This is a genomic window from Thalassobacillus devorans (genome assembly GCF_900176565.1).
In the GTDB taxonomy this organism is placed as follows: Bacteria; Bacillota; Bacilli; order Bacillales; family Halobacillaceae; genus Thalassobacillus; species Thalassobacillus devorans_A.
Genome location: NZ_FXEH01000002.1, coordinates 21,894 through 42,328, shown reverse-complemented (window position 1 = coordinate 42,328; position 20,435 = coordinate 21,894). Strand labels below are relative to the sequence as shown.

General features: G+C 44.7%; 24 protein-coding genes. 1 reads left to right on the top strand and 23 read right to left on the bottom strand.

The window, feature by feature from the left end; translation table 11 throughout:
• Nucleotides 1-26 precede the first annotated feature (26 nt).
• From rpsH to rpsJ, 16 genes are read right to left on the bottom strand one after another with little or no spacing between them, the layout of a single operon-like run.
• Nucleotides 27-425 carry a 30S ribosomal protein S8 gene (rpsH, locus tag B9Y67_RS00520; RefSeq protein WP_062438311.1) on the bottom strand — a complete coding sequence of 133 codons (399 nt, stop codon included), beginning with the start codon at nucleotides 423-425 and terminating at the stop codon, nucleotides 27-29.
• Nucleotides 426-455: 30 nt separating this feature from the next.
• On the bottom strand, nucleotides 456-641 hold the full coding sequence (locus B9Y67_RS00515) for a type Z 30S ribosomal protein S14 (protein WP_082411863.1): 186 nt from the start codon (nucleotides 639-641) through the stop codon (nucleotides 456-458).
• Between the two features lie 24 nt (nucleotides 642-665).
• Nucleotides 666-1,205: a 50S ribosomal protein L5 gene (gene rplE / locus B9Y67_RS00510; protein WP_085504877.1), complete on the bottom strand. Its 540-nt coding sequence runs from the start codon at nucleotides 1,203-1,205 to the stop codon at nucleotides 666-668.
• 25 nt (nucleotides 1,206-1,230) lie between these two features.
• On the bottom strand, nucleotides 1,231-1,542 hold the full coding sequence (rplX, locus tag B9Y67_RS00505; protein WP_062438304.1) for a 50S ribosomal protein L24: 312 nt from the start codon (nucleotides 1,540-1,542) through the stop codon (nucleotides 1,231-1,233).
• Between the two features lie 35 nt (nucleotides 1,543-1,577).
• The gene (gene rplN / locus B9Y67_RS00500; RefSeq protein ID WP_062438301.1) at nucleotides 1,578-1,946 is read right to left on the bottom strand and encodes a 50S ribosomal protein L14; all 369 of its coding nucleotides are present in this window, start codon (nucleotides 1,944-1,946) and stop codon (nucleotides 1,578-1,580) included.
• Between the two features lie 43 nt (nucleotides 1,947-1,989).
• Nucleotides 1,990-2,253: a 30S ribosomal protein S17 gene (gene rpsQ, locus B9Y67_RS00495; protein WP_062438298.1), complete on the bottom strand. Its 264-nt coding sequence runs from the start codon at nucleotides 2,251-2,253 to the stop codon at nucleotides 1,990-1,992.
• A gap of 24 nt (nucleotides 2,254-2,277) precedes the next feature.
• The gene (gene rpmC / locus B9Y67_RS00490) at nucleotides 2,278-2,478 is read right to left on the bottom strand and encodes a 50S ribosomal protein L29 (RefSeq protein WP_028781721.1); all 201 of its coding nucleotides are present in this window, start codon (nucleotides 2,476-2,478) and stop codon (nucleotides 2,278-2,280) included.
• Complete coding sequence (gene rplP / locus B9Y67_RS00485) at nucleotides 2,468-2,902, bottom strand: 50S ribosomal protein L16 (RefSeq protein WP_028781720.1); 435 nt, start codon at nucleotides 2,900-2,902, stop codon at nucleotides 2,468-2,470. Before rplP ends, rpmC begins: the two co-directional genes overlap by 11 nt.
• A gap of 18 nt (nucleotides 2,903-2,920) precedes the next feature.
• Entirely contained in the window at nucleotides 2,921-3,562 is a 642-nt protein-coding gene (gene rpsC / locus B9Y67_RS00480; RefSeq protein WP_062438294.1) for a 30S ribosomal protein S3, read from the bottom strand.
• A 3-nt stretch (nucleotides 3,563-3,565) separates the two neighbouring features.
• Complete coding sequence (rplV, locus tag B9Y67_RS00475) at nucleotides 3,566-3,907, bottom strand: 50S ribosomal protein L22 (protein WP_085504876.1); 342 nt, start codon at nucleotides 3,905-3,907, stop codon at nucleotides 3,566-3,568.
• A gap of 19 nt (nucleotides 3,908-3,926) precedes the next feature.
• Nucleotides 3,927-4,205, bottom strand: a complete 279-nt coding sequence (rpsS, locus tag B9Y67_RS00470; protein ID WP_028781717.1) for a 30S ribosomal protein S19 — start codon at nucleotides 4,203-4,205, stop codon at nucleotides 3,927-3,929.
• Between the two features lie 58 nt (nucleotides 4,206-4,263).
• Nucleotides 4,264-5,094, bottom strand: a complete 831-nt coding sequence (rplB, locus tag B9Y67_RS00465) for a 50S ribosomal protein L2 (RefSeq protein WP_062438288.1) — start codon at nucleotides 5,092-5,094, stop codon at nucleotides 4,264-4,266.
• Nucleotides 5,095-5,126: 32 nt separating this feature from the next.
• A complete protein-coding gene (rplW, locus tag B9Y67_RS00460; protein WP_062438285.1) occupies nucleotides 5,127-5,417 on the bottom strand; it encodes a 50S ribosomal protein L23 in 291 nt (96 codons plus the stop codon).
• Complete coding sequence (gene rplD / locus B9Y67_RS00455) at nucleotides 5,417-6,040, bottom strand: 50S ribosomal protein L4 (protein ID WP_085504875.1); 624 nt, start codon at nucleotides 6,038-6,040, stop codon at nucleotides 5,417-5,419. Before rplD ends, rplW begins: the two co-directional genes overlap by 1 nt.
• Before the next feature lie 22 nt (nucleotides 6,041-6,062).
• Nucleotides 6,063-6,695 (bottom strand): 50S ribosomal protein L3, encoded by a 633-nt coding sequence (gene rplC, locus B9Y67_RS00450; RefSeq protein WP_085504874.1) that lies wholly within the window; start codon nucleotides 6,693-6,695, stop codon nucleotides 6,063-6,065.
• Nucleotides 6,696-6,727: 32 nt separating this feature from the next.
• A complete protein-coding gene (gene rpsJ / locus B9Y67_RS00445) occupies nucleotides 6,728-7,036 on the bottom strand; it encodes a 30S ribosomal protein S10 (protein ID WP_085504873.1) in 309 nt (102 codons plus the stop codon).
• Between the two features lie 621 nt (nucleotides 7,037-7,657).
• On the opposite strand from rpsJ, the gene B9Y67_RS20510 reads away from it, so the two are divergent.
• Nucleotides 7,658-7,822 carry a hypothetical protein gene (locus B9Y67_RS20510; RefSeq protein ID WP_176223873.1) on the top strand — a complete coding sequence of 55 codons (165 nt, stop codon included), beginning with the start codon at nucleotides 7,658-7,660 and terminating at the stop codon, nucleotides 7,820-7,822.
• Nucleotides 7,823-7,968: 146 nt separating this feature from the next.
• Here B9Y67_RS20510 and tuf read toward each other — a convergent pair whose 3' ends face one another.
• The 7 genes from tuf to rpoB form a co-directional block, all read right to left on the bottom strand.
• Nucleotides 7,969-9,159 (bottom strand): elongation factor Tu, encoded by a 1,191-nt coding sequence (tuf, locus tag B9Y67_RS00435; RefSeq protein WP_085504871.1) that lies wholly within the window; start codon nucleotides 9,157-9,159, stop codon nucleotides 7,969-7,971.
• 130 nt (nucleotides 9,160-9,289) lie between these two features.
• The gene (gene fusA, locus B9Y67_RS00430) at nucleotides 9,290-11,368 is read right to left on the bottom strand and encodes an elongation factor G (protein WP_085504870.1); all 2,079 of its coding nucleotides are present in this window, start codon (nucleotides 11,366-11,368) and stop codon (nucleotides 9,290-9,292) included.
• Nucleotides 11,369-11,413: 45 nt separating this feature from the next.
• Entirely contained in the window at nucleotides 11,414-11,884 is a 471-nt protein-coding gene (gene rpsG / locus B9Y67_RS00425; protein ID WP_062438269.1) for a 30S ribosomal protein S7, read from the bottom strand.
• 50 nt (nucleotides 11,885-11,934) lie between these two features.
• Nucleotides 11,935-12,348, bottom strand: coding sequence for a 30S ribosomal protein S12 (gene rpsL, locus B9Y67_RS00420; RefSeq protein WP_062438267.1), 414 nt, complete (start codon nucleotides 12,346-12,348; stop codon nucleotides 11,935-11,937).
• Between the two features lie 99 nt (nucleotides 12,349-12,447).
• A complete protein-coding gene (locus tag B9Y67_RS00415) occupies nucleotides 12,448-12,699 on the bottom strand; it encodes a 50S ribosomal protein L7ae-like protein (RefSeq protein WP_085504869.1) in 252 nt (83 codons plus the stop codon).
• A gap of 147 nt (nucleotides 12,700-12,846) precedes the next feature.
• Nucleotides 12,847-16,452, bottom strand: coding sequence for a DNA-directed RNA polymerase subunit beta' (gene rpoC / locus B9Y67_RS00410; protein WP_085504868.1), 3,606 nt, complete (start codon nucleotides 16,450-16,452; stop codon nucleotides 12,847-12,849).
• 69 nt (nucleotides 16,453-16,521) lie between these two features.
• Complete coding sequence (gene rpoB / locus B9Y67_RS00405) at nucleotides 16,522-20,064, bottom strand: DNA-directed RNA polymerase subunit beta (RefSeq protein ID WP_176223872.1); 3,543 nt, start codon at nucleotides 20,062-20,064, stop codon at nucleotides 16,522-16,524.
• Nucleotides 20,065-20,435 lie beyond the last annotated feature (371 nt).

The window sequence follows — 20,435 nt, the reverse complement described above, 5'->3', positions numbered from 1 at the left end:
TTGCACCTCCTGTCTTCTCTTTAAGATTACCAGATATAGGCAAGCACTTCGCCGCCAATAGCCTGCTCACGTGCTTCTTTATCAGTTAATACACCTTTAGATGTGGATACGATAGCGACACCTAAGCCATTCAAGACTTTTGGTAGCTCTTCTGCTTTAGCGTAAACACGCAATCCTGGTTTACTGATACGTTTCAGTCCAGTGATTACACGCTCGTCGTTTTGTCCGTATTTCAAGAAAATACGTAGAACACCTTGATGATTGTCTTCTACATACTCGAAATCACGTACAAAACCTTCACGCTTAAGGATATCAGCGATCTCCTTCTTCAAGTTTGAAGCTGGAAGTTCTAGCTTCTCATGGCGGACCATGTTGGCATTACGAATACGTGTCAGCATATCTGCAATCGGATCTGTCATTGTCATAACTTGTTACCTCCTTCCCTATCGGGGTCTTTACCAGCTAGCTTTTTTGACGCCAGGAATTTGTCCTTTATATGCAAGTTCGCGGAAGCAAATACGGCAAAGTTTGAATTTGCGTAGTACGGAATGAGGACGTCCACAACGCTCACAACGTGTATATTCCTGAACTTTATACTTTTGCGGTCGCTTTTGTTTCGCGATCATTGATTTTTTAGCCACAATTTTCCCTCCTTTGTTAGCTCATTATTTTTGAAACGGCATGCCAAACTGAGCTAAGAGTTCACGCGCTTCTTCATCAGTGTTCGCTGTAGTTACTACAACGATGTCCATTCCACGCACTTTGTTGACTTTATCATAGTTAATCTCTGGGAAAATCAATTGTTCTTTTACACCAAGCGTGTAGTTTCCACGGCCGTCGAATGCTTTCTTGGAAATACCACGGAAGTCACGTACACGTGGCAAAGATACAGCAATCAACTTTTGCAAGAATTCGTACATACGCTCACCGCGAAGAGTAACTTTCGCACCGATTGGCATTCCTTCACGAAGGCGGAAGCCAGCGATTGATTTCTTCGCACGTGTTACCATTGGTTTTTGACCAGTGATAAGTGATAGTTCTTCAACAGCAGTGTCCAATGCTTTCGCATTTTGAACCGCATCACCAACACCCATGTTGACTACGATCTTCTCAACTCTAGGTGCTTCCATGATAGAGTCATAATTGAATTTTTCCATCAAAGATGGCACAACTTCTTCATTATATTTATTCTGTAGTTCGTTCATCGTATGGCCCTCCTTTCGTCGCTAATTAATTACCTAACGTTTCACCAGATTTTTTAGCGATACGAACTTTCTTTCCGTTTTCCACTTTGTATCCAACACGTGTTGGTTCGCCTGATTTCGGGTCAATCGGCATTACATTAGATACATGGATAGGTGCTTCCTGGTTTAGAATTCCACCTTGTGGGTTATCTTGAGAAGGTTTTGCGTGTTTTTTCACGACGTTGATACCTTCAACTAGTACACGTTCATTTTTCGGGTAAGCTTCAAGTACAGAGCCTTGCTTGCCTTTGTCCTTACCGGAAATGACCATTACCTTATCGCCTTTTTTTACATGCATGCTTGACGCACCTCCTTAACAACGCGATTCATTCTTTATAGTACTTCTGGAGCTAGAGATACGATTTTCATAAATTTCTCATCACGCAATTCACGAGCAACCGGACCGAAGATACGAGTACCACGTGGTCCTTTATCGTCACGGATGATTACGGCAGCATTCTCATCAAATCGAATGTAAGAACCATCTTTACGGCGAGCTCCGCTCTTGGAACGTACAATTACTGCTTTTACAATCTCACCTTTTTTGACAACGCCTCCTGGTGTTGCTTGTTTTACCGAAGCAACGATGACGTCACCGATGTTAGCAGTCTTACGTCCAGAACCACCTAACACCTTAATAGTTTGAATTTCACGAGCACCAGAGTTGTCTGCAACTTTTAAACGACTCTCTTGTTGGATCATATCGTTGTAACCTCCCTTCGGAATCCTTCCGAGCGAACTTTAATTAGATAATAACTGACTCTTCAACGATTTCAACCAAACGGAAACGCTTTGTTGCTGATAGCGGACGAGTTTCCATGATACGTACGATGTCGCCGTTTTTAGCTTGGTTGTTTTCGTCATGGGTCTTGAACTTCTTAGAGTATTTAACACGCTTGCCATATAGCTTGTGGAATTTATACGTCTCAACCATTACCGTAATGGTTTTATCCATCTTGTCAGATACTACACGACCAGTGTAAACCTTACGATTGTTACGTTCACTCATGTGAGGGTAACCTCCTCTCAACTATTAGTTATTTACGCCTAGCTCTCTTTCACGAACAACGGTCTTCATTTTTGCAATGGACTTGCGAACCTGACGGATACGTGCTGTGTTCTCAAGTTGACCTGTTGCCAGCTGGAAACGTAGGTTGAAAAGTTCTTCTTTTAAAGATTTAACTTTTTGTTCAATTTCGGCAGTGGTTAATTCTCTGATTTCATTAGCCTTCATTGATTTCACCACCAATTTCTTCACGTTTTACGAATTTAGTTTTAATCGGCAGTTTGTGTGAAGCAAGGCGCAACGCTTCGCGTGCTACTTCTTCAGATACACCTGCGATTTCAAACATGATTTTCCCAGGTTTTACTACTGCAACCCATCCTTCTGGAGCACCTTTACCGGAACCCATGCGGACCTCTAGGGGTTTAGCAGTATAAGGCTTGTCAGGGAAGATTTTAATCCAAACCTTACCGCCACGCTTCATGTAACGAGTCATCGCGATACGCGCTGCCTCGATTTGACGGCTAGTAATCCATGCAGGCTCTACAGCTTGCAAACCATATTCACCAAATGCTACTGAAGTTCCGCCTTTCGCGCGGCCTTTCAGACTAGTACGGTGTTGACGACGATACTTGACACGTTTAGGCATTAACATAATGCTTTTCCCCCTTCCTTAGTTGTTGTTTTTAGTTGGAAGGACTTCTCCACGATAGATCCACACTTTAACACCAAGTTTACCGTATGTGGTGTCAGCTTCTGCAGTTCCGTAGTCGATGTCTGCACGAAGTGTGTGTAGTGGTACTGTTCCTTCACTATAATGTTCTGCACGAGCGATGTCTGCGCCGCCAAGACGTCCGGATACTTGTGTACGGATACCTTTGGCACCTGCGCGCATAGCACGTTGGATTGTTTGTTTTTGAGCACGACGGAAAGAAATACGGTTTTCCAATTGGCGTGCAATATTTTCAGCAACCAATGTTGCGTTCAAGTCTGCTTTTTTAACTTCAACGATGTTGATGTGAACACGTTTGCCAGTAAGGCTGTTCAATGACTTACGAAGTGCTTCAACTTCAGAACCGCCCTTACCGATAACCATACCAGGCTTAGCTGTGTGGATAGTAATGTTCACGCGGTTAGCTGCACGTTCAATTTCGATGGTTGAAACAGCAGCATCCTTAAGACGTTGTTCAATATATTCACGAATCTTAATGTCTTCATGTAGCAAGTCTGCGTAATCTTTACCTGCGTACCACTTGGATTCCCAGTCGCGGATAACGCCGACACGAAGACCTACCGGATTAACTTTTTGACCCACTGATTATCCCTCCTTCTTTTCTGATACGACAACTGTAATGTGACTGGTACGTTTGTTGATCTGGCTCGCACGTCCCATTGCGCGTGGACGGAAACGTTTCATTGTCACACCTTCGTTTACATATGCTTCAGAAATATATAAGCTTTCTGGATCTAGTTCATAGTTATGCTCTGCGTTTGCAATAGCAGATTTCAATACTTTTTCTACAACCGGAGAAGCGCCACGTCGAGTATTATTTAAAATACCGATCGCTTCGCCTACGTTTTTTCCTCGAATCAAATCGATAACAATACGAACTTTACGAGGAGCAATACGAACGGTTTTTGCAACGGCTTTAGCTTGCATGTAGAGTGCCTCCTCTCAATTAGCGTTTTGTTTTCTTATCGTCGCCAGAGTGACCCTTGAACGTACGGGATGGCGCGAATTCGCCAAGCTTATGACCTACCATATCTTCAGTAACATAGACTGGTACATGTTTACGTCCGTCATAAACTGCGATTGTGTGTCCGACAAAATTAGGGAAAATAGTAGAACGACGAGACCAGGTTTTCACCACTTGTTTCTTGTCGTCTTCATTCAATTTCTCAACTTTCTTCATCAAATGGTCATCTACGAAAGGTCCCTTTTTTAGGCTGCGACCCATACATAAACCTCCCTTCGTGATTGAGAGACGGGTTTCATCCCCCGTCGATCAACCCCGTTTATTTTTTACGTTTACGTACAATATACTTATCTGTAGGCTTGTTACGCTTACGAGTCTTAAGACCAAGCGTAGGTTTACCCCATGGAGACATTGGTGACTTACGACCGATTGGCGCACGTCCTTCACCACCACCGTGTGGGTGATCACTTGGGTTCATAACAGAACCACGAACTGTAGGGCGCTTACCTAGGTGACGGGAACGTCCAGCTTTACCAATGTTGATCAGTTCATGCTGAAGGTTACCTACTTGACCGATAGTCGCACGGCAAGTGCTCAATACCAGGCGTACTTCTCCGGAAGTCAAACGTACAAGTGTGTACTTATCTTCGCGTCCAAGTACTTGTGCTTGTGCACCAGCAGAGCGTGCCATTTGACCACCGCGACCAGGCTTAAGTTCAATGTTGTGGATGATCGTACCAACTGGGATATCTTTCAATTGAAGAGAGTTACCAGCTTTGATGTCAGCACCTTCACCTGACATGATTTCATTCCCTACTTCCAACCCTTTAGGGGCTAGGATATAACGCTTTTCACCATCTACGTAATGGATTAAAGCAATGTTAGCGGAACGGTTAGGATCGTATTCGATTGTAGCAACGCGTCCTGGTATTCCATCTTTATCACGCTTAAAGTCGATAATACGGTATTGACGCTTATGACCGCCGCCTTGATGACGAACTGTTAATTTACCTTGGTTGTTACGGCCACCACGTTTGTGCAACGGAGACAGCAAGGATTTTTCTGGCTTATCGGTTGTGATTTCAGCGAAATCGGAACCGGTCATACCTCTACGACCATTTGTAGTAGGTCTGTATTTTTTAATCGCCATCGTTTTTCCCTCCTTCACATTTGAATTTTTATTTATACACCTTCAAAGAATTCTAGTTCTTTACTATCTTCAGTCAAAGTGACAACTGCTTTCTTACGGTCAGAACGGTATCCACCATAACGACCCATACGCTTGAATTTACCTTTCAGGTTAAGCGTGTTAACACGTTCAACTTTCACACCGAAGATTTCCTCAACAGCATGCTTGATTTGTGTTTTGTTCGCTTTTGTATCAACTTCAAACGTATATTTCTTTTCTCCCATAAGGTCAGCAGAGTGTTCCGTAATGACAGGGCGCTTAATGATATCACGAGCGTCTTTCATTATGCAAGCACCTCCCCTGCTTTTTCAGCTGCTTCCTTCGTCAGGATCAGCTTGTCATGCGCCAACAAATCAAGTACATTCAATTGATCGACTGTGATAGTCTTCGCATTAGGAATGTTGTTTGTTGAGCGAGTTACATTTTCATCTTCGTCCGCTGTTACGATCAACGCTTTCGTGTTGACATCCAGAGCTTTAAGGACGTTTACTGCTTCTTTTGTTTTTGGAGCGTCAAAAGAAAGAGCTTCTAAAACAACGACGTTTCCCTCGTTCGCTTTAGTAGAAAGCGCAGAACGAAGAGCCAGACGGCGTACTTTCTTTGGAAGTTTGTAGCTATAGCTGCGTGGTGTAGGACCGAACACAGTTCCACCGCCAACCCATTGTGGGGAACGGATAGATCCTTGACGTGCACGACCTGTACCCTTTTGACGCCATGGTTTACGACCACCGCCACTCACTTCTGAACGATTCTTTACTTTGTGTGTGCCTTGACGCAAAGATGCGCGCTGCATAACAACTGCTTCATGTAGTACATGTGTATTTGGTTCAATACCGAATACGGCATCGTTCAATTCCACATCGCCTACCTGAGAGCCACTTTGGTTTAATAGTGCTACTTTAGGCATGACTAATCCTCCCTTCCTTTAATTATTTGTTAGCCTTGATTGCACTTGTAATTTTAACGTAAGATTTTTTCGGGCCAGGAACATTGCCTTTGATAAGCAGCAAGTTACGTTCTACATCCACTTGTACTACTTCAAGGTTTTGCAATGTCACTTGCTCGTTACCCATTTGACCAGGAAGGTTTTTACCTTTAAATACACGCATTGGGTCAATTACACCCATAGCACCTGGACGTCGGTGATAGCGAGAACCGTGAGTCATTGGTCCGCGGGATTGGTTATGACGCTTAATAGCACCTTGGAAACCTTTACCCTTGGATGTTCCAGTAACATCAATGATGTCTCCAGCTTCGAAAATATCTACCTTAACCTCTTGACCTACTTCATAATCGTCAAGATTTACATTACGGATTTCACGAACGTAGCGCTTAGGGGTGGTGTTTGCTTTATCAGCATGTCCTTGCCCAGCTTTGTTCACGCGATTCTTCTTTTCATCAGCAAAGCCCAATTGCAGGGATTCATAACCGTCGTTTTCGTTTGTTTTCTTTTGAAGAACAACGTTTGGTTCGGCTTGAATCACTGTTACTGGGATCAACTCGCCATTTTCAGAGAAAACTTGAGTCATGCCGACTTTGCGTCCTAAGATTCCTTTCGCCATCCGTTACACCTCCTATTAATTAAAAAATACTATTATAGTTTGATTTCGATATCCACACCAGATGGTAGATCTAAACGCATAAGTGAATCTACAGTTTGTGGTGTTGGATTTACAATGTCGATTAGACGTTTGTGAGTACGCATTTCGAATTGCTCACGAGCATCTTTGTATTTGTGCACCGCACGCAAAACTGTGTAAATGCTTTTTTCTGTCGGAAGCGGTATTGGACCAGATACATTAGCACCTGAACGCTTCGCAGTGTCCACGATTTTTTCAGCGGATTGATCTAGAATACGATGATCATACGCCTTTAAACGAATACGAATCTTCTCTTTTGCCATTATTTTCCCTCCTTTACGCCCATTTTGTTAAATAGACTTTCTCCACGAAAATTCCTCGACTCACCCGCCATGGCAAAGGGGCCGGGTGTGCCAACAACCTTTCGCTTCATCGCCTTTTATGACCAACATTATTCATTATATAGAAGAACGTTGGTGAATGCAAGCATAAATTCAACGAATCTATGAAGCAACACTCAAAACATTATACAAACTTCTGGTTATCATTTCAACCCCTAGCGCCAGTAAGATTCCAACTAACTAAAAGTAATAGTTGGAAAATAAAATTTGACGAGTTTCTTCTATATAAATATAAAGCAATTATTCGTGGCTGGTCCGTCATCGGCACGCTATGCTTATTCAATTATAAGGCCGGAAAAGTCGAAGACTTGATTTCGAGAAGTGATGTTCGCGAAAACTCTTTCCGTTAAGGTAGTAACGGTAGGGAGGTCCGGGAAATCACTCGCTTTCCATGTGCATGAGGTGAGCTTCCTCGGGCTAAAGCCCTGCGGGATCTCACCGATCATGTTCATCCCATAGGAGTCTCGCAATTTCCCGGCCCTCCTTGCGTTTATGAGAGAAACGGAAACATCGGTATATTTTTAAACAAGGAGGGAGCTACGCATGAAATATGAGCTTAAAACCGCGTCTTTGTTCAATTATCGATTAGAAGTAGAAGACATCTATAATATGGGATGGGTTCGTATCTCCCATTCTTCAGATGGGGTGGTTGGGAAACTGCGAGACTCCCGCGGGAGAAGGAGCCAGGCGAGACCCCACAAGGAGTGAAACGACTGAGGAGGCTTGTCGGTTCCCCCGCAGGAAAGCGAGTAGTTTCCCAGCCAACCCTGACGCTATTATGGTAAAGAACCCCTGATAAAATGCAAAAAAGACAGCGATGCTAGATCGCTGTCTTTTTATAATTAATGTTGTTATTACTCAGTGATTTCAGCAACAACGCCGGCGCCTACTGTACGGCCACCTTCACGGATAGAGAACTTAGTTCCATCTTCGATAGCGATTGGAGAAATAAGTTCAACTGTCATTTCAACGTTGTCACCAGGCATTACCATTTCTACTCCTTCTGGCAGCTGGCAAACACCAGTTACGTCAGTTGTACGGAAGTAGAACTGTGGACGGTAGTTAGTGAAGAATGGAGTGTGACGTCCACCTTCTTCTTTAGATAGTACATAAACTTCTGCACGGAACTTCGTGTGTGGAGTGATAGAACCTGGCTTAGCAAGTACTTGTCCACGGTTGATATCTTCACGGGATACACCACGAAGAAGTGCACCGATGTTGTCACCAGCTTCTGCATAGTCAAGAAGCTTACGGAACATTTCAACACCAGTTACAGTAGTTTTAGTAGGCTCTTCAGCAAGACCGATGATTTCGATTTCGTCACCGACTTTAACTTGACCACGCTCTACACGGCCAGTTGCAACTGTACCACGGCCAGTGATTGAGAATACGTCCTCAACTGGCATCATGAATGGCTTGTCAGTGTCACGCTCTGGAGTTGGGATGTACTCATCAACCGCATCCATTAGTTCAAAGATTTTAGCTTCGTACTCATCGTCGCCTTCTAGGGCTTTAAGAGCAGAACCTTTGATTACTGGTACATCATCACCAGGGAATTCGTATTCAGTCAATAGGTCACGAACTTCCATTTCAACTAGTTCAAGTAGCTCTTCGTCGTCTACCATGTCAGTTTTGTTTAGGAATACTACGATCGCAGGTACACCTACTTGACGAGAAAGAAGGATGTGCTCACGAGTTTGTGGCATTGGGCCATCAGCTGCAGATACAACCAGGATAGCACCGTCCATTTGCGCAGCACCAGTGATCATGTTTTTAACATAGTCAGCGTGGCCTGGGCAGTCAACGTGTGCATAGTGACGATTGTCAGTTTCATACTCAACGTGTGCAGTTGCGATTGTGATTCCACGCTCACGCTCTTCTGGAGCACCGTCGATCATGTCGTATGCCATTGCAGTACCAGAACCAGATTTCTTGTGAAGTACTGTAGTGATTGCAGCAGTTAGTGTTGTTTTACCATGGTCAACGTGGCCAATTGTACCAATGTTGACGTGGGACTTGGAACGATCAAACTTTTCTTTACCCATTTATAGTTCCTCCTTTAAATAAATAACATATTGTTATAGTTTAACTTTTTTTATAGGAAGCTCAGAAGCAATGCAAAATTGCCTCTAAGCCTACAATATAATTTATACTTTATCTAGTCAATAAAATCAATTACTGACCGGCATTTTTCTTGATGATTTCATCAGCAATGCTCTTTGGTACTTCTTCATAATGGTCAAAGTGCATGGAGTAAGTTCCACGGCCTTGGGTGTTGGAACGCAACGCTGTTGCGTAACCGAACATTTCAGAAAGTGGTACAAATGCTTTAACCACTTGTGCAGAACCACGGGCTTCCATACCTTCTACACGTCCACGACGGGAAGTGACATCACCCATGATATCTCCCATGTATTCTTCAGGGATTACAACTTCCACTTTCATCAATGGCTCAAGAAGTACTGGTTTACATTTATTCTTGGCTTCTTTAAGTGCCATGGAAGCGGCAACTTTAAATGCCATTTCGTTGGAGTCAACATCATGGTAAGAACCATCATAAAGTGTTGCTTTGATGTCTACCATCGGATATCCGGCTAGTACACCGTTTTCCAAGGATTCTTTAATACCTTGTTCTACGGAAGGAATGTATTCACGCGGAACGACACCACCGACGATTTTGTTTTCAAATTCAAAGCCTGCGCCTTCTTCGTTTGGCTCGAATTTGACCCAAACGTGACCGTATTGTCCGCGACCACCAGACTGACGTACGAATTTACCTTCGACTTCAGCGCTTCCGCGGAATGTTTCGCGGTAGGCAACCTGAGGAGCACCGATGTTGGCATCTACTTTGAATTCGCGACGGAGACGGTCGACAATAATGTCGAGGTGAAGCTCACCCATACCTTTAATGATCGTTTGACCAGTTTCGGTATCTGTCTCAGTTACAAAGGTCGGATCTTCTTCTGCCAGCTTACCAAGGGCAACAGCCATTTTATCCTGGTCAGCCTTGGATTTCGGTTCAATTGCTACGGAAATAACCGGCTCAGGGAATTCCATAGACTCAAGAATTACCAGGCTCTTCTCGTCACACAATGTGTCACCAGTACCTGTATCCTTCAGACCTACAGCACCTGCGATATCTCCTGCATATACTTCAGAGATCTCTTCACGGGAATTCGCGTGCATCTGCAGGATACGACCTACACGCTCACGCTTATCTTTCGTGGAGTTCTTTACGTATGAACCAGATTTCAAGGTTCCGGAATAAACGCGGAAAAACGTCAGTTTACCTACATATGGGTCTGTTGCAACCTTAAACGCCAAAGCAGAGAAAGGTTCTTTGTCGTCCGCTTTACGGACAACCTCTTCTTCTGTTTGTGGAACATGACCTTCGATTGGAGGTACATCCAGTGGAGATGGAAGATAATCAATAACCCCATCAATCAATAACTGTACACCTTTGTTTTTGAAGGCAGAACCACAGAAGACTGGATAGAATTCCACGCTTAATGTTGCTTGGCGGATAGCTGATCTCAACTCATCATTAGTGATTTCTTCCCCTTCGAGGAATTTCATCATTAAGTCTTCATCAAAATCTGCTACAGCTTCAATCAACTTGCTGCGGTATTCTTCCGCTTGTTCTTTATGGCTGTCCGGGATTTCACGCGCTTCCGCACGTGTACCCAAGTCATCCATGTAATAATATGCTTCCATCGTTACTAAGTCGATGATTCCTTCGAATTCATCTTCTGCTCCGATTGGAAGTTGTACTGCTGCTGCATTTGCTCCAAGGCGATCACTAAGTGTGCCCAGGGAGTAAATGAAGTCTGCACCGATTTTATCCATCTTATTTACAAAGACGATACGAGGAACACCGTATGTTGTAGCCTGGCGCCAAACTGTTTCCGTTTGTGGCTCAACGCCTGATTGAGCGTCAAGAACAGCTACAGAACCATCTAGTACACGCAGGGAACGTTCAACTTCTACAGTGAAGTCCACGTGGCCTGGTGTATCGATGATGTTGATACGATGACCTTTCCATTGAGCAGTTGTTGCTGCGGATGTGATTGTAATACCGCGCTCTTGCTCCTGCTCCATCCAGTCCATTTGAGAAGCACCTTCGTGAGTTTCCCCAATTTTATGGATACGTCCTGTATAGAAAAGGATACGTTCAGTAGCAGTTGTTTTACCGGCGTCGATGTGAGCCATGACACCGATATTACGTGTTTTCTCCAAGGAGAATTCTCTAGGCATGAATCTTTCTCCTTCCTGAATATAAGTTTTGTGATTGGTAGGATTTTACCAGCGATAGTGAGCGAATGCTTTATTCGCTTCAGCCATCTTGTGCATATCTTCGCGTTTCTTGACAGAAGCACCTGTGTTGTTAGCTGCATCTAATACTTCGTTAGCAAGGCGTTCTTCCATCGTCTTTTCACCGCGCAAGCGAGAATAGTTCACGATGAAACGCAATCCTAGTGCCTGGCGACGCTCTGGGCGCACCTCAACTGGTACCTGGTAGTTTGACCCACCTACACGGCGAGCACGCACCTCAAGTACTGGCATTACGTTTTTCATTGCTTGTTCAAAAACTTCCATTGGATCGTTACCGCTGCGTTCCTGGATAAGATCGAAAGCTTTATAAAGAATCTTTTGGGCCTTACCGCGTTGTCCGTCAACCATGATCTGGTTGATCAAACGAGTAACAAGTTTAGAGTTGTAAAGCGGATCTGGTAGTACATCACGCTTAGCTACTGGTCCTTTACGTGGCATATGTCCCCCTCCTTCCATGTTGTATTTTTATAATTAAGCCACTCAGGCTATTATTTCTTAGGGCGTTTTGTTCCATACTTGGAACGGCCTTGCATACGGCCTTCAACACCTGCAGTGTCAAGCGCACCACGAACGATGTGATAACGCACACCTGGCAAGTCTTTTACACGTCCGCCACGGATAAGAACAACACTGTGCTCTTGCAAGTTGTGGCCGATACCAGGGATATATGCAGTAACTTCAATTCCGTTAGTCAAACGTACACGCGCATATTTACGCAATGCAGAGTTTGGCTTTTTCGGTGTCATTGTACCAACACGAGTACATACTCCACGTTTTTGCGGAGAAGACTGATCTGTCAATGACTTCTTGAAGCTGTTGTAACCTTTGTTCAACGCAGGAGAGTCAGACTTACGTCCTTTGCTCACACGTCCTTTACGTACTAATTGGTTAATAGTAGGCATGTTTTTTGTCCTCCCTTCCTCACTTTTTCAATACCACACATCCAGGTGGTTCATAATAAGGCAAAAAACAAAGCTTTCGCGGATAACACCGCCAAAACTTTATTGCTTTATCGCCACGGTCGCTGCACCGACTTCAATGTCACAGGCTTCTCCGAGTTTTTTCATCGAGTCAACCCGCTGGCACGGAATGTTTAATTCTTTTGCCAGGCGCATTACTTTGTCTGTAACGTGCTGATCAGCATCATCAGCTACGAAGACTTCTTCCACTTCGCCATTTTTCATGGCTTTCAGTGTCTGTTTCGTTCCAATAACGATATTAGAATTAGCCTGTGCTACTTTTTCATAAGACATTTAAGCATATCCTCCAAAGTAACAAGGATAAATGGAAGCACCTTGATTATATTATCACTCACGGTTTTGCATGTCAACAATATTCGTGGTGGTTTTTTCTCAAGGCGCTTCCCCATTATTTACCCAAGTTATTTGCTAACTTTGAATTTATTGAGTCAGTTGATCCAATTCAGCCTGATCGGGATTTTTCCCCTCTTTATCAGCCTGGATCTTGCGGTAACGCGTCATACCGGTACCCGCTGGTACGAGTTTACCGATGATAACATTCTCTTTCAAGCCGAGAAGCTCATCGCGTTTACCTTTGATTGCCGCATCTGTAAGGACACGAGTTGTTTCCTGGAAGGAAGCGGCAGATAAGAAGGAATCTGTTTCAAGCGATGCCTTCGTAATACCAAGAAGCACAGGGCGTCCGACTGCCGGTTGTCCGCCTTCCAGCAATGCCTTCTTGTTTGCATCGCGGAATTGATGGATTTCCAGCAAGGAACCAGGTAATACTTCCGTATCCCCAGAGTCGAGTACACGGATTTTGCGAAGCATTTGACGGACCATTACTTCGACGTGCTTATCTCCGATTTCAACCCCTTGCATCCGGTAAACCTTCTGAACTTCTTTCAACAGATATTCCTGGACGCCATCCAAGCCACTGATAGTCAAGAGTTCTTTTGGATCAACGGAACCTTCTGTAAGTTCCTGACCAGCGCCAACCTGATCTCCAACAGCAACTTTCATGCGAGCGCCATAAGGAGCTGTATACGTGCGTGTTTCTACATCGCCTTGTACGACAATCTCCTGTTTCTCTTTGACTTCATTAACCTCTTGGACTGTACCGTAGATTTCAGAAACGACGGCACGACCTTTAGGGTTACGGGCTTCAAACAATTCCTGGATACGCGGGAGACCTTGTGTGATGTCGTCTCCAGCAACCCCGCCCGTATGGAATGTACGCATCGTAAGCTGTGTACCTGGTTCACCGATGGACTGGGCAGCAATGATTCCCACTGCTTCTCCAACTTCCACTTCGTCCCCGGTAGCAAGGTTACGACCGTAACATTTTTTACAAACACCATGTTTCGTATTACAAGTGAATGCTGTGCGGATAACCACTTCTTCAATGCCAGCTTCCACAATAGCTTTCGCAGCATCTTCAGAGATGACTTCATTGCGGGAAGCCAACACTTCATTCGTTTCCGGATGACGTACGGTCTGATAAGCTGTACGTCCAATCAAACGGTCGATCAACGGTTCGATCAACTCTGTACCTTCGGTCAACGAGCTGACGGTCAAGCCTCTATCTGTTCCACAATCATCTTCACGGATGATGACATCCTGAGCAACGTCTACAAGACGACGCGTCAAGTAACCAGAGTCGGCCGTCTTCAACGCTGTATCGGCAAGACCTTTACGAGCACCGTGAGTGGAAATAAAGTACTCTAGTACAGTCAAACCTTCACGGAAACTGGATTTGATCGGCAACTCGATGATACGTCCAGCCGGGTTGGCCATAAGACCACGCATACCCGCGAGCTGTGTGAAGTTTGAGGCGTTACCACGCGCACCAGAGTCACTCATCATGAAGATCGGGTTACGCGGGTTCAAGGATTTCATCAAGCGGTCCTGAATATCATCCTTGGCTTTCGACCAAACTTCAATGACGCGATCGTAGCGTTCTTCTTCTGTGATCAAACCACGACGGAACTGTTTCAATACTTTATCTACTTTACCTTGAGCTTCATCCAATATCTCCTGCTTTTCTGGTAATACGACAACATCGGAAACACCGACTGTCATACCAGCTTTTGTAGAGTAAGAGAAACCAAGGTCTTTCATGCGGTCAAGCATTTTAGACGTCTCACTGATGGAGAACTGTTTAAATACTTGTGCGATGATATCACCAAGAATACCTTTCTTGAATGGAAGTATCTCGTCACGTCCGGCGATTTCTTCCTTGATGTTAGTTCCTTTTTCTACAAAGTAATGCTCTGGAGTCTTAATTTCCAGGTTCTCTTGTGTCGGTTCATTCATATAAGGGAATGAAGCCGGCAGCATTTCGTTGAAAATCAACTTACCTACAGTAGTCAATAGCAGTTGCTGGTTTTGCTTTTCTGTAAGTGTTTCATTATTTAATGAGCCAGCATACACAGCGACCCTAGTATGCAGGTGAACGTAGCCATTCTGATAAGCGATCAATGCTTCATTCAGATCTTTGAATACCATTCCTTCACCAACAGCCCCCGGGCGTTCCATTGTCAGGTAGTAGTTACCCAAAACCATATCCTGTGAAGGAGTAACAACCGGTTTTCCATCCTTAGGGTTAAGGATGTTTTGTGCTGCCAGCATAAGGATGCGGGCTTCTGCCTGGGCTTCAGCAGATAATGGTACGTGAACAGCCATCTGGTCACCGTCAAAGTCAGCGTTATAGGCTGTACATACTAACGGATGCAGACGAATCGCTCGTCCCTCAACCAATACCGGCTCGAACGCCTGGATACCAAGTCGGTGTAATGTAGGGGCACGGTTCAACAGGACCGGATGCTCCTTAATGACATCTTCCAGCACATCCCATACTTCTGGATGGATACGTTCGATTTTACGTTTGGCAGATTTGATATTATGAGCTAAGCCACGTTCGACCAATTCCTTCATGACAAATGGCTTAAATAATTCAAGTGCCATTTCTTTTGGAAGACCACATTGGAACATCTTCAGGTTTGGCCCTACTACGATAACGGAACGACCGGAATAGTCGACACGTTTACCGAGAAGGTTCTGACGGAAACGACCTTGCTTCCCTTTCAACATATGAGAAAGAGATTTCAAAGGACGGTTACCAGGACCGGTTACAGGACGGCCGCGACGACCGTTGTCAATCAAGGCATCGACTGCTTCCTGAAGCATTCGTTTTTCGTTTTGCACGATAATGCTTGGTGCACCAAGATCCAACAACCGTTTCAAACGATTGTTACGGTTGATGACACGACGGTAAAGGTCGTTTAAATCAGAAGTGGCGAAACGGCCGCCATCCAATTGAACCATCGGGCGAAGTTCCGGCGGGATTACCGGCAGCACATCAAGAATCATCCAGGAAGGATCATTTCCTGAGTGGCGGAATGCCTCCAGCACTTCCAATCGCTTAATCGCACGTGTGCGTCGTTGTCCTTGTGCTGTTTTTAATTCTTCTTTCAGCATATCTACTTCTTTATCAAGGTTGATGTCGGAAAGAAGCTTACGGATTGCTTCTGCGCCCATTTGAGCACCGAAGTTTTTCCCATATTTTTCGCGATAAGCGCGGTATTCTTTTTCAGATAACAGCTGTTTTTTCTCTAAAGCTGTTTCACCTGGGTCTGTCACAATGTATGCAGCAAAGTAAATGACTTCCTCTAATGCACGCGGTGACATATCCAGTACAAGCCCCATACGGCTTGGAATACCTTTGAAATACCAGATGTGAGAGACAGGGGCAGCAAGTTCAAGGTGCCCCATACGCTCACGGCGGACTTTTGCTTTCGTAACTTCCACACCACAACGGTCACAAACGACACCTTTGTAGCGCACACGTTTATACTTTCCGCAATGACATTCCCAGTCCTTTGTAGGTCCGAAAATGCGCTCGCAGAACAATCCATCTTTTTCTGGCTTCAACGTACGGTAGTTGATTGTTTCAGGTTTCTTGACCTCACCAAATGACCAAGAACGAATCTTATCCGGTGATGCCAAACCTATTTTCATATACTCAAAATTATTTACATCTAGCAAGGGGCCTACCTCCCTTTTAGTATCCAGGTTTCCCTAAGCTTAGAACATCAGGACTATTGCTAAGAGTTTTTATTCTTCCGGGTCGAGATTCAGGTTCTCAGAAGCTTTCGTTTCTTCTTCTTCGATATCTCTCATTTCAATTTCTGATTCGTCTCCTGCCAAAATCTTCACATCCATACCCAAGCTTTGCAGCTCTTTGATCAAGACCTTGAATGATTCTGGTACACCAGGTTCAGGTACGTTTTCCCCTTTGACGATTGCTTCATACGTTTTCACACGGCCAACAACGTCATCGGATTTGACAGTCAGGATTTCCTGAAGGGTATATGCTGCACCATATGCTTCCAGTGCCCATACCTCCATTTCACCGAAACGTTGTCCACCGAACTGCGCTTTACCACCCAACGGTTGTTGTGTAACGAGGGAGTATGGGCCGGTTGAACGTGCATGGAGTTTATCATCAACCATGTGTGCCAGCTTGATCATATACATCACGCCGACAGAGATACGGTTGTCAAACGGTTCACCGGTACGGCCATCATAAAGGATGGTCTTCGCATCACGCGGCATTCCCGCCTCTTCTAATGTTTCCCAGACATCTTCTTCTCGTGCACCGTCAAATACCGGCGTCGCTACTTTGATGCCCAGCTGACGTGCTGCCATACCTAAGTGTAATTCCAGTACCTGCCCGATGTTCATACGGGACGGTACACCAAGCGGGTTCAACATGACATCTACCGGTGTACCATCTGGAAGGAACGGCATATCCTCTTCCGGCAAGATTTTAGAGATAACACCTTTGTTACCATGTCGACCAGCCATCTTGTCCCCTTCAGAAATCTTACGCTTCTGAACAATATAGACACGTACCAACTGGTTGACACCAGGAGGAAGCTCATCGCCATCTTCGCGGTTGAAGATCTTCACGTCAAGCACAATTCCACCTGCTCCATGCGGCACCCGCAAGGAAGTATCCCGTACTTCTCGAGCTTTTTCACCGAAGATTGCATGCAATAGTCGTTCTTCAGCAGATAGCTCTGTCACACCCTTAGGTGTAACTTTACCTACCAGCAGGTCACCATCGCTGACTTCAGCACCAACACGGATGATACCGCGGGAATCTAAGTCTTTTAACGCTTCTTCCCCGACGTTAGGGATATCGCGTGTGATTTCCTCTGGTCCAAGCTTTGTATCACGGGCTTCTGATTCATACTCTTCAATATGAACAGAGGTGTATACATCATCCTTCACCAGACGTTCACTCATGATGACGGCATCCTCATAGTTGTAGCCATCCCATGTCATGAATGCTACTAGAGGGTTTTGACCAAGAGCCAGCTCACCTTTATCCATCGACGGACCGTCAGCAAGGATTTCACCTTTGGCAACACGGTCTCCTTTGGAAACAATCGGACGCTGGTTATAGCAAGTTCCCTGGTTGGAACGAATGAATTTTTGCAGACGATAACGATCCAGATCGCCTTCTACTTCTTTACCATCAACTTTAGAGATGCGACGTACGTGAATTTCTTTCGCTTCCACGCGCTCGACAATCCCTTCATGACGATTAATGACAGCCGCACCGGAGTCCTTACCGTTGACATATTCCATGCCAGTTCCAACAATTGGCGAATCCGGATTTAACAATGGCACCGCCTGACGTTGCATGTTCGCACCCATCAGGGAACGGTTGGAGTCATCATTCTCTAAGAATGGGATACATGCCGTCGCAGCAGATACTACCTGCTTTGGTGATACATCCATGTAATCAAGTCGTTCACGACTGACAACCGTGTTTTCACCACGGAAACGGGCGATGACTTCTGGATCTGTAAATGAACCGTCCTCTTCAAGTTTCGCGTTCGCCTGAGCTACCACGTAGTTATCTTCTTCGTCGGCAGTCAAGTAGTCGATTTGATCCGTAACTTTGTTGGTATCCGGATCCACACGACGGTATGGAGTTTCGATGAAACCGAACTCATTCACTTTTGCGTAAGAGGAAAGCGAGTTGATCAGGCCGATATTCGGTCCTTCCGGCGTTTCAATCGGACACATACGCCCATAGTGGGAATAGTGTACGTCTCGAACTTCAAATCCGGCACGTTCACGAGTCAAACCACCAGGTCCCAAGGCAGACAGACGGCGCTTGTGCGTCAATTCTGCAAGCGGGTTCGTCTGATCCATGAATTGCGACAACTGAGAGCTTCCGAAGAACTCTTTAATTGATGCAATTACTGGACGGATGTTGATCAATTGCTGTGGTGTAATGGAAGAGGTGTCCTGGATAGACATACGCTCACGCACCACACGTTCCATACGGGACAATCCGATACGGAATTGGTTTTGCAGTAATTCACCGACAGAACGCAAACGACGGTTACCTAAATGGTCAATATCATCGGTGTCACCAACTTGGTGAAGCAAGTTGAAGAAATAGCTGATCGATGCAAGGATATCAGCAGGCGTGATGTTTTTGACTGTTTTTTCAATATTAGAGTTGCCGATTACGTTGATTGTTCTTTCCCCTTCTGGATCAGTAGGATCAACAATCTTGATGGACTGGATTTTGATTGGATCTTCCAGCACCCCATCATGCGGCTCAAGGAGTTCCTCTCCAGTGTTTTCATCCTGTCCTTCCAAATATGGAAGCAGTTTGTTCAACAGACGACGGTCAATTTTATCACCTTTATCAGCTAAAACTTCCCCAGTCTCTTCATCTACTAGCGTTTCAGCTAACGTTTGATTGAACAAACGGTTTTTAATATGAAGTTTTTTGTTCATTTTATAACGGCCAACACGAGCCAAGTCATAACGCTTCGGATCGAAGAAGCGGGAAACCAGTAAACTCTTGGCATTTTCCACAGTCGGTGGTTCTCCCGGACGTAGACGTTCATAGATTTCAAGAAGCGCTTTTTCACTGTTCTCGGTGTTGTCTTTTTCTAATGTGTTTTTCAAATATTCATTGTCCCCGATAAGGTCAATGATTTCTTGATCGGTACCAAAGCCCAGCGCACGCAAAAGAACCGTAATTGGCAGCTTTCGAGTACGATCGATACGAACGTGGACGACATCCTTTGCGTCCGTTTCAAACTCTAACCATGCACCACGGTTTGGAATGACGGTGGCTGTATAGCCTTTCTTACCGTTTTTATCAATTTTATTATTGAAATACACGCTTGGTGAGCGGACAAGCTGTGATACGATGACACGCTCTGCACCATTGATGACAAAAGTACCTGTATCTGTCATCAACGGGAAGTCACCCATAAATACTTCCTGCTCTTTCACTTCACCTGTTTCGTTATTCAACAAACGGACCTTCACACGTAAAGGAGCATTATAGGTAACGTCTCGATCTTTCGATTCGTCCACGGGATATTTAGGTTCACCTAAACTATAATCTACAAACTCAAGCGATAGATTACCGGTGAAATCCTCAATTGGAGAAATATCCTGGAACATTTCTTTCAGACCTTCCTCTAAGAACCACTCATAGGAAGCTGTCTGAATTTCAATCAAGTTAGGTAAATCTAGTACTTCACTGATGCGCGCATAACTTCTGCGTTGGCGGTGTCGTCCATACTGAACTAGTTGACCTGTCAACTGCTTCACCCCTCAAATCAAGCATTTTAATAATAAAAGCGGAAGCATCTCAAGCTGATAGCGAGTATTCCACTCCCCACTTTCAATCTTACGTAAAAAGGGTCCGGCAAACATGCCGAACAAGCTTATGGAAGCTAATGTCGACCACAAGCTGATATATAGTGTCATCCGCAAATGCGGATGGGATCTAAAAAAAGAAACTTCATTTCTCTCTAACGTTAGACAAAAAAGAAACGTTCTTCTATTATAGAAACAAACCGTATGCCACCCTGTTATTTTCTTCGATTTTACCATTGTGAACCGCGTTCACTAAATTTATACATAAAACACGAAAAAAACCTTGACACAGGAGTGCATATATAGGCATTTTCCAATAATAG